Origin of the sequence: Aeromonas sp. CA23 (assembly GCF_002587065.1) — a bacterium.
GTDB classification, from domain to species: domain Bacteria; phylum Pseudomonadota; class Gammaproteobacteria; order Enterobacterales; family Aeromonadaceae; genus Aeromonas; species Aeromonas bestiarum.
Genome location: NZ_CP023818.1, coordinates 3900383 through 3913701 on the forward strand (window position 1 = coordinate 3900383; position 13319 = coordinate 3913701).

General features: G+C 62.0%; 11 protein-coding genes. 5 read left to right on the top strand and 6 right to left on the bottom strand.

Annotation, left to right across the window (positions count from 1 at the left end; all coding sequences use genetic code 11):
* Positions 1–2 precede the first annotated feature (2 nt).
* The 3 genes from CK910_RS18040 to CK910_RS18050 all read left to right on the top strand — a co-directional run bounded on the left by CK910_RS18040 (position 3) and on the right by CK910_RS18050 (position 2268).
* Complete coding sequence (locus tag CK910_RS18040; RefSeq protein WP_098984218.1) at positions 3–755, top strand: MotA/TolQ/ExbB proton channel family protein; 753 nt, start codon at positions 3–5, stop codon at positions 753–755.
* Positions 755–1177: an ExbD/TolR family protein gene (locus CK910_RS18045; protein ID WP_098984219.1), complete on the top strand. Its 423-nt coding sequence runs from the start codon at positions 755–757 to the stop codon at positions 1175–1177. Before CK910_RS18040 ends, CK910_RS18045 begins: the two co-directional genes overlap by 1 nt.
* Positions 1178–1353: 176 nt before the next feature.
* The gene (locus CK910_RS18050) at positions 1354–2268 is read left to right on the top strand and encodes a DMT family transporter (protein WP_098984220.1); all 915 of its coding nucleotides are present in this window, start codon (positions 1354–1356) and stop codon (positions 2266–2268) included.
* A 155-nt stretch (positions 2269–2423) separates the two neighbouring features.
* On the opposite strand, the gene CK910_RS18055 is transcribed toward CK910_RS18050, so the two are convergent.
* Complete coding sequence (locus CK910_RS18055; RefSeq protein WP_098984221.1) at positions 2424–3185, bottom strand: ABC transporter substrate-binding protein; 762 nt, start codon at positions 3183–3185, stop codon at positions 2424–2426.
* A gap of 395 nt (positions 3186–3580) precedes the next feature.
* Here CK910_RS18055 and xseA point away from each other — a divergent pair, with 395 nt between their 5' ends.
* Complete coding sequence (gene xseA / locus CK910_RS18060; protein WP_098984222.1) at positions 3581–4939, top strand: exodeoxyribonuclease VII large subunit; 1359 nt, start codon at positions 3581–3583, stop codon at positions 4937–4939.
* 65 nt (positions 4940–5004) lie between these two features.
* On the opposite strand, the gene hutW is transcribed toward xseA, so the two are convergent.
* The gene (hutW, locus tag CK910_RS18065) at positions 5005–6372 is read right to left on the bottom strand and encodes a heme anaerobic degradation radical SAM methyltransferase ChuW/HutW (RefSeq protein ID WP_098984223.1); all 1368 of its coding nucleotides are present in this window, start codon (positions 6370–6372) and stop codon (positions 5005–5007) included.
* A gap of 264 nt (positions 6373–6636) precedes the next feature.
* Here hutW and CK910_RS18070 point away from each other — a divergent pair, with 264 nt between their 5' ends.
* A complete protein-coding gene (locus CK910_RS18070; RefSeq protein ID WP_098984224.1) occupies positions 6637–8232 on the top strand; it encodes a methyl-accepting chemotaxis protein in 1596 nt (531 codons plus the stop codon).
* Positions 8233–8323: 91 nt separating this feature from the next.
* Here the strand turns inward: CK910_RS18070 and aroG are convergent, their stop codons facing one another.
* The 4 genes from aroG to CK910_RS18090 form a co-directional block, all read right to left on the bottom strand.
* The gene (gene aroG / locus CK910_RS18075; RefSeq protein WP_098984225.1) at positions 8324–9379 is read right to left on the bottom strand and encodes a 3-deoxy-7-phosphoheptulonate synthase AroG; all 1056 of its coding nucleotides are present in this window, start codon (positions 9377–9379) and stop codon (positions 8324–8326) included.
* 202 nt (positions 9380–9581) lie between these two features.
* Positions 9582–10865 (bottom strand): 3-phosphoshikimate 1-carboxyvinyltransferase, encoded by a 1284-nt coding sequence (gene aroA / locus CK910_RS18080; protein WP_172955359.1) that lies wholly within the window; start codon positions 10863–10865, stop codon positions 9582–9584.
* A 171-nt stretch (positions 10866–11036) separates the two neighbouring features.
* Positions 11037–12125 carry a 3-phosphoserine/phosphohydroxythreonine transaminase gene (gene serC / locus CK910_RS18085; protein ID WP_043555460.1) on the bottom strand — a complete coding sequence of 363 codons (1089 nt, stop codon included), beginning with the start codon at positions 12123–12125 and terminating at the stop codon, positions 11037–11039.
* A gap of 224 nt (positions 12126–12349) precedes the next feature.
* A complete protein-coding gene (locus CK910_RS18090) occupies positions 12350–13279 on the bottom strand; it encodes an electron transfer flavoprotein subunit alpha/FixB family protein (protein WP_098984227.1) in 930 nt (309 codons plus the stop codon).
* Between the last annotated feature and the right edge of the window lie 40 nt (positions 13280–13319).

Consider the following 13319-nt stretch of genomic DNA (forward strand, 5'->3'; position numbering starts at 1 on the left):
ATATGGATCCGGAAATCGCAAACAACGGGATGGGCGTCGCCCATCTGCTCAGTCAAAATACCGGTGTGGGGCTGCTGCCATTCATTTTGCTGGTATTGATGTCCCTCGGCACCTGCTATTACACCCTGCTGAAAATCGTGCTGGGTCAGCGCGAGCGCCGCCTCAACGCACAATTCGTGACCCGCTTCTGGCAGCACGAAAGCGTGCAGGATATGGAACGCCAGCTGGCCCATCTGCCGCCGCAGGAGGCCTATGGTCGCGTGACCAGCACTGCGCTGGCGACGGTGGCGCAACTGAACCGGGCCGGGGAGCGGACCGTGTCGCTCAAGCTGGGTTCACCGGACGAGTATCTGTTGCGGGCGCTGCGCCAGGCCATTACCCACGAGCGGGTAAGGCTGGAGCACGGCCTGGCCTTCCTCGCCTCCGTGGGCTCGGCGGCCCCCTTCATCGGGCTGTTTGGCACCGTCTGGGGCATCTATCATGCGCTGCTGGCCATAGGTGCCGCCGGCCAGAGCAGTCTGGACAAGGTGGCAGGCCCAGTGGGCGAGGCGCTGATCATGACCGGCTTTGGCCTCGCCGTCGCCCTGCCAGCCGTGCTTGTCTACAACTTCTTCGTACGGCGCAATCGCCTCAAGCTGGCCGCGCTCGAGGCCTTTGCCTACGATCTGTTTGCCCTGCTGGTGACGGGATTTGAGCAGACCCCCTCCAACGTAACCCAGCTGACCGAGCGGGAAGCCAAGAAGGGGCACGGGTAATGGCATTTGGCAAATTGTCGGACGACGGAGACGATCAGCCCCTCTCCGAGATCAACATGATCCCCATGATTGACGTCATGCTGGTGCTGCTCATCGTCTTCATGATCACGGCCCCCCTGCTCACCAATGCGGTCAAGCTCGAGCTGCCGGAGGCCAGCAGCCAGCTCAATCAGCCGGAGAAGGAGGACATCACACTCGCCATCGATGGCACAGGCAAGATCTACTGGAACGACAAGGAGGTCGATGAAGCCGCCCTGCTCGCCCGGATGGAGACTGCCGGCAAGGCCGATGGGGAGTTGCCCGAGATCCAGCTGCGCATCGACAAGCGGGTCGAGTACGGCATCATAGCCAGGGTGATGGCGCAGGCGTCCCAGCATGGATTGCACAAGATTGCCTTTGTCAGTCAGCCGGACGCAGGCTAACCCCGGCCTTGTGGCACCCGCCACCTGGCAATGTGCAAAAGGCATCACCCCGGGTGATGCCTTTTGCACAAGGACGCCCCCCATACACGCAGTTGCCATCCCACGCCCGTACCCGGCATGATGCCGAGTCTGACCCGCATCAGGTTGGCCCACGGCCATCATTTCAAGGAAGCAAGATGAGAACATCGGATTATGTGAGACTGCTGCTCCTGGCCGCGATCTGGGGCGCCAGTTTTCTGTTCATGCGCATTGCCGCGCCGGCCTTTGGTTCGGTCAACACCGCCTTCCTGCGGGTCTTCTTCGGCCTGGTGGGGCTTGGCGTCATACTGCTACTGCTGCGCTCCCCCATGCTCTTCCAGGGCAAGCTCAAGTCCGCCATGCTGCTCGGGATCATCAACTCAGGCATCCCGTTTCTGATGTACGCCATCGCCGCACTCTGGTTGCCGGCGGGTTACTCGGCCATCCTGAACGCGACGACGCCGCTGATGGGGGCCCTGATCGGCTTCTCCTGCTTCAACGAGCAGCTGAGCGGGCGCAAATGGCTGGGGGTCATGCTGGGCATAGTCGGCATCACCCTCATCACCACCACCAGCGAGGTGAATGTGAGCGGCAACCTGATCACGGGAGTGCTGGCCTGCCTGATCGCCACCGCCTGCTACGGCTGCGCCGGGTTTCTGACCCGGCGCTGGATCTCGGAACGCGGCGGCCTCGATGCCAAACTGGTGGCCTTCGGCAGCCAGCTGGGGGCATGCGTGTTCCTGCTGCCCTTCTTCGGCTACTCGGTGACGGCGGGGCCTGCGGTGGACTGGACCATCCCAGAGGTGTGGGCCAGCGTGCTGGCGGTCGGTCTCATCTGTACCGCCCTCGCCTACCTCATCTACTTCAGGTTGATCGCGGATATCGGGCCGCTGCGCTCATTGACGGTCACCTTTCTCATTCCTCCCTTTGGCATCTTGTGGGGTTACCTGGTGCTCGGGGAGACCATCACTGAGGGCTTTGTGGTCGGTGGCGCCATCGTCTGTCTCGCAGTCTGGCTGGTGGTCAGCCCGACCAGATCCGCAGCCAGCCTGGCACGGATGAAGGACTCTTGAGCCGCCCGGGTGGGCCGCAACATGCCTGCCCACAGCGCGACTCCATGGCAGATGCCAGCAATCTTCCGTTGTGACACTGCACCGGGGAAACAAACGTCATTCTGCGCCATGGGACAGACATCGACACAAGATGCCGGCGTCATTTCTTGGCCGTTTTATTTGAAATTGCAATCCAGTGTGGAGTCTTCATCGACCCGACTCTGAATACCATATTTCTTCCATATATCGTCAAGCAACCCCAGCCGAGCCAAGCTTGCCAGGTGCTCTTGAAAAACCATGATGGAAATATCGGATGTAGCGGCGAATATGGCTCGTAAATGATAATTTTGTGCCGGATGAATGGATATGATCAGTTTGCTCCGTAATTCAGGATCCTGCTTCAGCATGTCTTGCAGACGATAAAAACCCAGCCTGATAAAATCCCCCCGATCTCTCAACAGGGCATTGACTATCTGGCTATCATCTCTCAACAGCAAACTGGTCTTTTTCTCAAAATAATGAAAACCTCTTACCCCTATCATTGTCAGTTTATTTAACTCATTGAAAAAATTTTGATCCCGACCCGCTTTATAACGTGCGACATAGCATTCCGAGTAATCCAGCAGAGGGGTTGATATAATCACTTTATTGACATCCCATCCCCAGCTGACATCCTGAAACAGGAGCATGTCAAATCGTCCCATATACATTTCTGCATATACACGATAAGGGCTGGTAACAACGGGGCGATAGTGATAATCGGACTGGATAGCATTGAGTGCATCAATAATATCGAAGGTCACCCCATGCCACTCATTGTCACTGGTTTTTTCAACAAATGGACTGAATGGGTAGACTGCAACATCAATGTCGGTTGCCCCCCATGACAAAGAAGAGACAAGAACAAGCAATAGCGCTTCCCGGTGAAAGATACTCATGGTAATGCCTCCTGAATGAGGGGGCAGGTGCAGGCAAGCGTGTTTTATTTACGCTCACCTGAACCATCCCAAAATATTCAATATCAGCGATGAGAAAACCGTTGATTTGGGTTGCAGCAGCACTGTCGATACGGCCTGTCTCTGCTTGCTTGGCGCTTTTTCGCGACCGCCTTGCCACACCCCTTGTCCATGCTGACATCACCTGCTCGCTCTGGCAGTCGGTCGACTGTTCAAGATACGATTGATGATAGTTGCTTACCCAATGGGTGCTCACCCCCCTGCGGCCGCCACCAGATCAAGCCGGGCCACGCCCGGGCTCGGCTCTTGCGCCGAACTGCGCTAAGATGGCGCCATTGTTTTCTCCCCTTGCCCGGGGCACAGCAGCAGGATCCCCCTTGAATCGCCTCAACCCATCCAGCCAGCAACAACAGGTCTTTACCGTCACCCGCCTCAATAGCGCAGTGCGCATGATCCTGGAGCAGGATCTCGGCCTGGTGTGGCTGACCGGGGAACTCTCCAACCTGGCGATGCCAAGCTCGGGCCACTGGTACTTTTCGCTCAAGGATCTCGGTGCCCAGGTGCGCTGCGCCATGTTCAAGGGCAACAACCGGCGGGTGGCGTTTCGCCCGCAGGATGGCATGCAGGTGCTGGTGCAGGCACGGGTCTCCCTCTATGAGCCGCGTGGCGACTATCAGCTCATCATCGAATCCATGCAGCCCGCCGGTGATGGCGTGCTGGCCCTGCGCTTCGAAGAGCTCAAACGCCGCCTCGGTGCAGAAGGGCTGTTTGACGAGGGCCGCAAGCGCTCCCTGCCCCGTGAACCGCGCGCCGTGGGGCTGGTCACCTCAGCCACCGGCGCCGCCCTGCACGACATGCTGACCGTGCTCAAACGCCGCGCCCCGGATCTCCCCGTCTTCATCTACCCGACCCAGGTGCAGGGCAGCGCCGCCATCGGCCAGATAGTGGCGGCCATTGCCCTGGCCAACCGCCGCGCCGAGGTGGACGTGCTGATCGTCGGTCGCGGCGGCGGCTCGCTGGAAGATCTCTGGTGCTTCAACGAGGAGGCGGTGGCGCGCGCCATTGCCAACTCCAGCATCCCCGTCATCAGCGCGGTGGGCCACGAGGTGGACGTGACCATCAGCGACTTTGCCGCCGACTTGCGTGCCCCGACCCCGTCGGCCGCCGCCGAACTGGTGGCGCCGGACAACCAGGCCCGCATCCAGCGCCTCGCCCATCTGTGGCAACGGCTGGCACAGGGCATAGGCCGCCACCAGACTGCCGCCCGCCACGGCTTCGCGCTGCTGCAAAAACGGCTCGACCATCAGGATCCCAAGCGACGGCTGGAGCAGCAGTCCCAGCGCCTCGACGAGCTCTCCGCCCGCCTGCAACAGCTGATGAATCAACGGCTGCATCAGGGGGAGCGGCGCCTCGCCAACCTGGAGCTGCGCCTGCAAGGCAAGAGCCCGGAGCGGTTGCTGGCCGCTGGCAAGCGCCGCCATCAGCTGGCCGAAGAAAGACTCTATGCGCTGATCGCCAAACGCCAGGATCTGGCCAGCCACCGCCTCGCCATGCTCACCGCCCGCCTCGACGGTGTGAGCCCGCTCGCCACCCTGGGTCGCGGTTACTCCATCACCCGCACCCAGAGCGGTGAGGTGATCAGCCGCGCCGCCCAGGTGAACGCCGGGCAAACCCTGGTCACCACGCTCGCCGAGGGGCACCTGCAGGTGCGGGTGGAAGAGGTGCACAACCGATAACTGAACACGGGGGCGCTTTGCAGCGCCCCCGTTTGATCCCCCTCCCTGTCGTTGACGCCTGTCCGTCACACCAGCGAATGGCGCACCATGTCGGCCGGCGCCGGCGCCGCATCAGATCCCGCCAGCGGATTGAGTTGCAAGTACTCAAACATTCCTGCCTGCAGATTGACGTTCCAGAAACGCCCCGCCAGGGTCAGTTCAAGCCGCACTTGCGTGAGCGTCGCCAACCCGTGCCGCTGCCAGGCCTCAAACAGCGGCAGCAGGTGGGCCCGTAGCGGCGCGGGCAGACGAGCCAGCGTCAACCAGCCGCTGTCGAGGGCGCCACGCAGCAGGCCGTCCATGAGGGCATTGGGGTTCTTCCCCATCACCATGCCGGGCGCCCGCACACCGCCTGCCAGCGCCTCGTGCCAGAGCGCCAGATCCCGGCCATACATGAGGCCATGGCCGTGCACGCTGCCTCCAGCCCCGGCCCCGAAGGGGAGGATCTCGGCGCCGCGCTTGGCCATCTGGTTGTAGCGGCTCTGCTCGGCATCACCGCGCCGCCAGTGGCTGCAGGAAAGTCGCTGCCAGCCGCCCTGCTCCAGGGTCTGGGCGCCATAGGCATACATGCCGGCTCGCTGCTGACCATCGGCCGCCCAGCCCAGCGTACCCTTATCCTGTGCCCGATCCAGATTGGTGCCCGCCATGGCGATCAGCTGATAGAGATCCACGCCGTGTACTCCGCTGGCCATCACATCCGCGATATCCTGGCGCCACACGGCATCATCCTGCCCCGGCAGGCCGAAGATGAGATCCGCCACTATCACGGCGGCATCATCCCGGGTCAGCTCGGCCAGCCGGGCCAGCAGGGTCTCCCTGTCATCGAAGCGGGCCGCCTGCTGGCGCACTTGTGTATCAAAGCTCTGCACCCCGAACGAGAAGCGGTTGAAGCCCCCCGCCAGCGCTGTCTGCCACTTGGCATCATCAAAGCCGTTGAGGCGCCCCTCCAGGGTCACCTCGGCATCTGCGGTCAGCGGAAAACCCTGGATGGCCCTGGCCAATCGCGCCAGATCCTCGACCGCCATGTCGGTCGGTGTGCCACCCCCCACATAGACGGCCGAGCAGGGCTTGCTCTGCCCAAAGGGGGTATCCGCCGCCTGCTGCAGGCTGGCGCACAGGGCCACCATGTAGCGGCTCATGCGCGCCGGATTGGCGCCATTTTCGAAGAAATTGCAGAAGCTGCAGCGCTTGCGGCAAAACGGGATATGGATGTAGAGCGCCCGCTCCCCGGCCTCGCTCTCTTGCTGCCACCAGGCTTGCCAGCGCCCATGGTCGAGGGTGAAGGGGCGAATGCCACCCCGGCTGGCATGGGCCGAGGTTTTGGCGCCGAAGGCAAACTTGAGGGGATCCGGTGTGTCGAGTCCGGTCATGGTCGGGGTCAGTTGTAATGTCATCACTGGCTGGGTTACCGCATGGAAATAATGCAAATGATAACCACTATCAATTAATGCCGAGTTTGTGCTGGATCAAACCAGGCTCAGACAACCCAGCTTTGCTACCCATCCTTAACCTCCATCATGGATCCAGTTAACAGATAATTTACTCAAGATGGGGTAGGGTGTGCCGATAGAGAACCATCTCCCCCGCCCTGACGAGCGAGCGTGAGGAGAGTCGCCCGGCATTGACGCTCGCCCACTTGCGCATGGACCCTGCAAACGATGCAAAATCTGTCACTGAACTGGAAAATCTTCCTCCCCCTCACCCTGGTGATAGGCTGTACCTTCGCCCTCAGTTTCGAACTCTCCGCCTGGCTGCAACGGGATCTCGCCATCCGGCTGGCCGGTGAAAAGGTCGAGAGCGCTGCCAACACCTACATGGATCAGCTCAACGTCATGATGATGACGGGAGCCATCGCCAACCGGCAAATCGTGCAGACCAAGCTCAAGAGCGAGGCGGGGATCGTCGAGGCTCGCCTGATCCGCGCCCCCGCCGTGACCGACTTGTTCGGGCCGGGTCACCCGGATCAGCAGGCAGAAGACAGCTGGGATCAGCGCGCCATCGCGCAAGGGGAGACCATACTCGAGCAGCAGGGCAATCGGCTCACCCTGGTCAAGCCCTTCAAGGCATACAAGGAGTACCGCGGCACCCAGTGCACCACCTGCCATCAGGTGCCGGAAGGCACCGTCATGGGGGCTGTGCGGATCAGTTACGACCTCAGCCATACCTTCGGCGAAATTCGCCACAACAACCTGATCCTGAGCGGCAGCCTGGTGGCGGTGTTCGGGCTCGGGTTTGGCCTGCTTGGCTGGGTGCTGCAGCGCTACATCAAGCGACCGGTGCGCCACCTGCAACTGACCATGACCCGCATGGCCAAGGAGCGGGATCTCTCCCTCCCCCTGCTCAACCCGAGCCAGGATGAGCTGGGCCAGATGACCCGCGCCGTCAGCGACATGGTGCAGGGTTTTCGCCACAGCCTGCAGGAGGTGGAGCACGCGACTCGGCAGCTCTATCAGGAGTCGAACCAGATCCGGCAGGTCGCGACCCAGACCGAAGGCTCGGCCCGCCAGCAGGAGAACATGACCACCCAGGTCGCCGCCGCCGTCAGCGAATTGGCCGCCAGCTCCCACGAGGTGCGCGAGCACGCCCGCCACAGTGCCGAACTCTCCGCCCTCACCAACCAGGATGCGGCCGACACCAGTCGCCTCGCCCAGCACTCCATCGCCGACATGGGCGAGATGTCGGCCGAGATTGAACGGGTCGATCGGGTGATCCAGCAGCTCGACAACCGCTGTCTGGCCGTCGATGGCGTGCTGGAGGTGATCAAGGGGATTGCGGATCAGACCAACCTGCTGGCCCTCAACGCCGCCATAGAGGCGGCCCGCGCCGGCGAGCAGGGTCGCGGGTTTGCGGTGGTGGCCGACGAGGTACGCGCCCTCTCCAACCGCAGCCGCGCCGCCAGCGAGGAGATCTCCCAGATGATCGCCGCCCTGCAAAAAGAGGCCCAGAGCGCCGTGGCGGTGATCGGGGATGCAAAATCCAAGGCGGACGAGAGCATCCACAAAACGGAGGCGACCCTGGCCGCCATGCAGAACATCATAGGTCGCATCGCCAGCATCAACGATCTCAACGCCCAGATGGCACAATCCGCCGAGGAGCAGGACAGGGTCTGCAGCGAGGTGGACAGCTCGGTGAGTGACATTCGCAACACCTCCAACGACACCCTGGGCCAGGCACACGCCGCCAACCTCGCCAGCATCCAGCTGGTGGAACAGTGCCAGAAGCTGGAGCAGTTGCTCAAGACCTACCGCTGGTAAGGCGCAACGCCCCAACAAAAAAGCGCGACCCGAGGTCGCGCTTTTTATTGTCTTGCTGCTGCCGCAGGCAGTCAGCCGGGACAGATCAGGATCAGCCCGCGTTGCGAGTGGCTACCGCATCGGCCAGTGTGCGCAGCAGCACTTCGGTATCGGCCCAGCCGATGCAGGCATCCGTGATGCTCTGACCGACGGTGAGCTCGCACCCTTCCACCAGATCCTGACGCCCTTCCACCAGGTGGCTCTCCACCATGACACCGAACACAGCCCGGCTGCCGGCACGCAGCTGACCGGCCACGTCCTCGGCCACCAGCATCTGGTTCTTGAACTGCTTGCTGCTGTTGGCATGGCTGAAATCTATCATCACCTTCTGCGGCAGACCGGCCTTGTCCAGCCCCTTCACCACCTCGTCAACGTGCGCGGCGCTGTAGTTCGGCTCGCGACCGCCACGCAGAATGATGTGACAGTCCGGGTTGCCCCGGGTGGCGACGATGGCGGAGTGGCCATACTTGGTGACCGACAGGAAGTGGTGCGGCGCGCTGGCGGCACCGATGGCATCGATGGCCACCTTGATGGTGCCATCCGTGCCGTTCTTGAAGCCAACCGGGCAGGAGAGACCGGAGGCCAGCTCACGGTGCACCTGGGATTCGGTGGTACGGGCACCGATGGCGCCCCAGCTCATCAGATCCGCCACGTATTGCGGGGTGATCATGTCGAGGAACTCGGAGGCGGTCGGCAGCCCCATGTCGTTGAGATCCAGCAGCAGCTTGCGACCGATGCGCAGGCCGTCGTTGATCTGGCAGGTATTGTCGAGGTAGGGGTCGTTGATCAGCCCCTTCCAGCCGACAGTGGTGCGCGGCTTCTCGAAGTAGACCCGCATCACGATCTCCAGCTGCCCCTTGAGCTCGTCACGCAAGGTCTTGAGGCGCTTGCCGTACTCCAGTGCGGCGGCGGGGTCGTGGATGGAGCAGGGACCGATCACCACCAGCAGGCGCTGATCTTCACCGGCCAGGATCTGATGAATGGCCTGGCGGGATTCGAAGACGGTATTTGATGCGGTCTCGGTGGCTGGAAACTTCTCAAGCACCGCAACCGGGGGTAATAACTCTTTGATTTCACTGATACGAACGTCGTCGGTTTGATGCTGCATGACAAGGCTTCCTGCTAGATGACTGCGATAAAGAAACTTCAATCTAGCCCGCACGGGCAGCGGTGTAAATAGAAAATTACATCTTCATGAAATGAATTTAGCAACGCAGTCTTGCAAGTTGCAATAATACTGCTAGCGAATTGTTGGCGGACTGAAAAACAAGGCCCGCACTGAGGCGGGCCTTGGAGCAATCGAAACTGGCTCAAACGGCCTGACTGACGCTTGCCAATTTGTCGAAGTAGTCCGGGAAGGTCTTGGAGGTACAACCCGGATCATTGATGGTGACGGCGGTATCCGACAGCGCCACCAGCGAGAAGCACATGGCGATGCGGTGATCGTTGTAGGTGTCGATGGCCGCATGCTTGAGCTGGGCCGGCGGCGTCACGGTAATGAAGTCGTGCCCCTCCTCCACCTCCACACCCAGCTTGCGCAGCTCGGTGGCCATGGCGTGCAGACGATCCGTCTCCTTCACCCGCCAGTTGTAGATGTTGCGGATGGAAGTAGGCCCCTCGGCAAACAGCGCCACAACCGCTATGGTCATGGCCGCATCGGGAATATGGTTCATGTCCATGTCGATGCCGTGCAGCGGGGCCTGCTCGGCCTCGATGAAGTCGTCACCCCAGGTGATGCGCGCACCCATCTTCTCCAGCACGTCGGCGAAGTGGATGTCGCCCTGGATGCTGTGCTTGCCGATGCCGGTCACGCGCACCTTGCCCTTGATGGCCCCGGCCGCGAGGAAATAGGAGGCGCTGGAGGCATCCCCTTCCACCAGGAAGTCGCCCGGGCTGACATAGCTCTGGTTGCCCTTGATGTAGAACAGCTTGTAGTTGTCGTGCTCGATGACCACCCCGAACTGCTTCATGATGTGCAGCGTGATGTCGATGTAGGGCTTGGAGACCAGCTCCCCCTTGATGTGGATGCGGGTGTCGCCCGCCGCCATGGGCGCCGCCATCAAAAACGCCGTCAAAAACTGGCTGGAGACGGAGCCGTCGACATGCACATCACCGCCCCACAAGCCCTTGGCATCCACCACCAGCGGCGGGTAGCCGTCTTTTTTCAGGTACTGGATATGGGCACCCGCTTCGCGCAGGGCATCCACCAGATGGCCGATGGGACGCTCTTCCATGCGTGGCTCGCCGCCCAGGGTATATTCGCCCGAGCCCAGACACAGCGCGGCGCACAGCGGACGCATGGCGGTACCGGCGTTGCCGAGGAACAGATTGACCGGCTCCTTCACCGCGAAGCTGCGGCCCAGACCGTGCACTGTGCACTCTGTCTTGTCGGCGGAGAGCTTGTACTTGACCCCGAGCTGGGTCAGTGCCGCCAGCATGTGACGAATGTCATCGCTGTCGAGCAGGTTGGTGAGCCGGGTGGTGCCACGGGCCAGCGCCGCCAGCAGCAGGGCCCGGTTGGACACGCTCTTGGAGCCGGGCAGATTGACCTCACCGGCCACACGAGAAATAGGTTCCAAACGCAACGAATTCATAAACTTCCTGTACTGTCTCAAATAATTCACCTGACCGGACGTTAGCAGCCCGCGCCTTGCTCGGCAAGACCGCGCGTGGCACAAAAGCGGGCCAGACTCACGGTCGATCAGGATCCACTGAAAAAACAGACGCCGGGGAGTCCCCGGCGTCTGCAATTGGGGAAAAACGCCTCAGCCGTGACGCTTGGCAAAGCCATCCATAAAGCTCACCAGGGCCTTGACCCCTTCCAGCGGCATGGCGTTGTAGAGGCTGGCACGCATGCCACCGACGATGCGGTGCCCCTTGAGCGCCAGTAGACCGGCGGCTTCCGACTCGGCCAGGAAGAGCGCGTCCAGCTCGGCATTTTTCAGCTGGAACGGTATGTTCATGCGGGAGCGGCAGCTGGCATCCACCTTGTTGCCATAGAAGCTCGACTGGTCGAGGTAGCCGTAGAGGAAATCGGCCTTCTCCTTGTTGCGCGCCTCCATGGCGGCGAGCCCGCCCTGTTCTTTCAGCCACTCGAACACCAGACCGGCCAGATACCAGGCGTAGGTGGGCGGGGTGTTGAACATGGAGTCGTTCTTGGCGGTGAGCTGGTAGTCAAAAATCGAGGGCACGTCGGCGCGGGCCTGGTTCAACAGGTCATCGCGCACTATGGCGATGGCCAGGCCCGACGGGCCTATGTTCTTCTGGGCACCGGCGTAGATGATGCCGAAGCGGCTCACGTCGATGGGGCGGGAGAGGATGGTGGAGGACAAATCCGCCACCAGGGGCACATCGCCGGTGGCCGGGATGTCGAACATCTCTATGCCGTCTATGGTTTCGTTCGGGCAGTAATGCACAAAGGCCGCATCGGCGCGAAACGCCGGGGTCGGCAGCAGGTGGGAGATGCCCTGGGCGTTCTTGGCAACCCCGGGGAAGGTCTGGATGTCACCGTACTTGTGGGCTTCATCCACGGCGCTCTGGGCCCAGACACCGGTCAGCAGATAATCGGCCTTCTTGTTGGCACCGCCGAGCAGGTTCATGGGCACGGCGGAGAACTGGCCACGACCACCACCGTGCATGAAGAGCACCTTGTAGTTGTCCGGCACCGCCAGCAGTTCGCGCAGATCGGCTTCCGCCTTGGCGGCGACCGCCATATAGGGCTTGCCGCGGTGGGAAAGCTCCATGACCGAGGCTCCCAGCCCCTGGAAGTTACAAAATTCGCGCTGGGCGCGCTCCATGACTTCAACCGGCAACATGGCGGGGCCGGCGCAGAAGTTGTAAATCTGTTTGCTCATGACGCTTTCCGTGAGTGGATGAGAGTAATCGATGACTTGTCTGGTTTTACACAAGAGCCGCCCCAGGATCAAAGGCTTTTTGGGAGCTGGCTCAACCTTTTGTCGCCCGGCCCGGCTCAGGCCATGATGAAAAAAGCCCTGAACGGGTCAGGGCTTGCAGGGAACATGCATGGAAATGGGGGACAGGCCGCATCAATGACAGGCAAGGCCCCTTTTCAACAAATTCACAGCTTGGCGGTGAGCTCGGGCAGCAGGGTGAAGAGATCCCCCACCAGACCGTAGTCCGCTACCTGAAAGATGGGAGCCTCGCCATCCTTGTTGATGGCGACGATCACCTTCGACTCCTTCATGCCCGCCAGATGCTGGATGGCACCCGAGATACCGACAGCTATGTAGAGCTCGGGGGCGACCACCTTGCCGGTCTGGCCCACCTGCAGATCGTTGGCCACATAACCCGCATCCACCGCCGCCCGCGACGCCCCGACCGCGCCGCCCAGCTTGTCGGCCAGCGCCTCGATCAGGGCAAACTGCGCCTTGGAGCCGAGCGCCCGGCCGCCGGAGACCACCACCCGCGCCGCCGCAAGCTCGGGTCTGACGGATCGCACGGCGCGCCGCTCGACCAGCCGGGTGCGGCAGGCCACATCGGCCACCGGCAGCCGCTCGACAACAGCCTGCCCAGCCCCGAATTCGGCCTTGGCAAAGGCGGTCGGCCTGATGGTGAGCACCTTGATGGGAGCGCTGCTCGCCATCCGGGCAACGGCATTGCCCGCATAGATGGGCCGCAGGAAGGTATCACCGCTCTCTATGCCGGTCACCTCGGAGAGCATCTCGACCCCGAGCCTGGCCGCGACCCGCGGCAACAGATCCTTGCCCTGGGTGCTGGCCGCCATCAGGCAGTGCTGATAGTCGCGTGCTATGTGGGCGAGCAGCGGATCGACGCCGTCGTTCAGCCCTTCCGCCAGCATGGGATGCTCGGCCAGCAGCACCCTGTCCACCCCTTGCAGGCTGGCGGCCTGTTCGCCCGCCTCGGTCAGCCCCTGGCCCAGCAGCAGGAGATGCACCTCGCCGCCAAGCTGACCCGCCGCCGTGACCAGCTGGGCCACGTTGTCGGCAAGCCTGCGCTGATGATGTTCAGCAATAACCAGTACGCTCATGACAACACCCTATCGTTAGCAACGCGTTTCATCGTGCCAG

Excerpts from the sequence above, each read along its gene's own strand:
- CK910_RS18040 (WP_098984218.1), top strand. The coding sequence starts at position 3 with ATGGATCCGGAAATCGCAAACAACGGGATGGGCGTCGCCCATCTGCTC.
- CK910_RS18055 (WP_098984221.1), bottom strand. The coding sequence starts at position 3,185 with ATGAGTATCTTTCACCGGGAAGCGCTATTGCTTGTTCTTGTCTCTTCT.
- CK910_RS18045 (WP_098984219.1), top strand. The coding sequence starts at position 755 with ATGGCATTTGGCAAATTGTCGGACGACGGAGACGATCAGCCCCTCTCC.
- CK910_RS18070 (WP_098984224.1), top strand. The coding sequence starts at position 6,637 with ATGCAAAATCTGTCACTGAACTGGAAAATCTTCCTCCCCCTCACCCTG.
- aroG (WP_098984225.1), bottom strand. The coding sequence starts at position 9,379 with ATGCAGCATCAAACCGACGACGTTCGTATCAGTGAAATCAAAGAGTTA.
- serC (WP_043555460.1), bottom strand. The coding sequence starts at position 12,125 with ATGAGCAAACAGATTTACAACTTCTGCGCCGGCCCCGCCATGTTGCCG.
- hutW (WP_098984223.1), bottom strand. The coding sequence starts at position 6,372 with ATGACATTACAACTGACCCCGACCATGACCGGACTCGACACACCGGAT.
- aroA (WP_172955359.1), bottom strand. The coding sequence starts at position 10,865 with ATGAATTCGTTGCGTTTGGAACCTATTTCTCGTGTGGCCGGTGAGGTC.
- CK910_RS18090 (WP_098984227.1), bottom strand. The coding sequence starts at position 13,279 with ATGAGCGTACTGGTTATTGCTGAACATCATCAGCGCAGGCTTGCCGAC.
- CK910_RS18050 (WP_098984220.1), top strand. The coding sequence starts at position 1,354 with ATGAGAACATCGGATTATGTGAGACTGCTGCTCCTGGCCGCGATCTGG.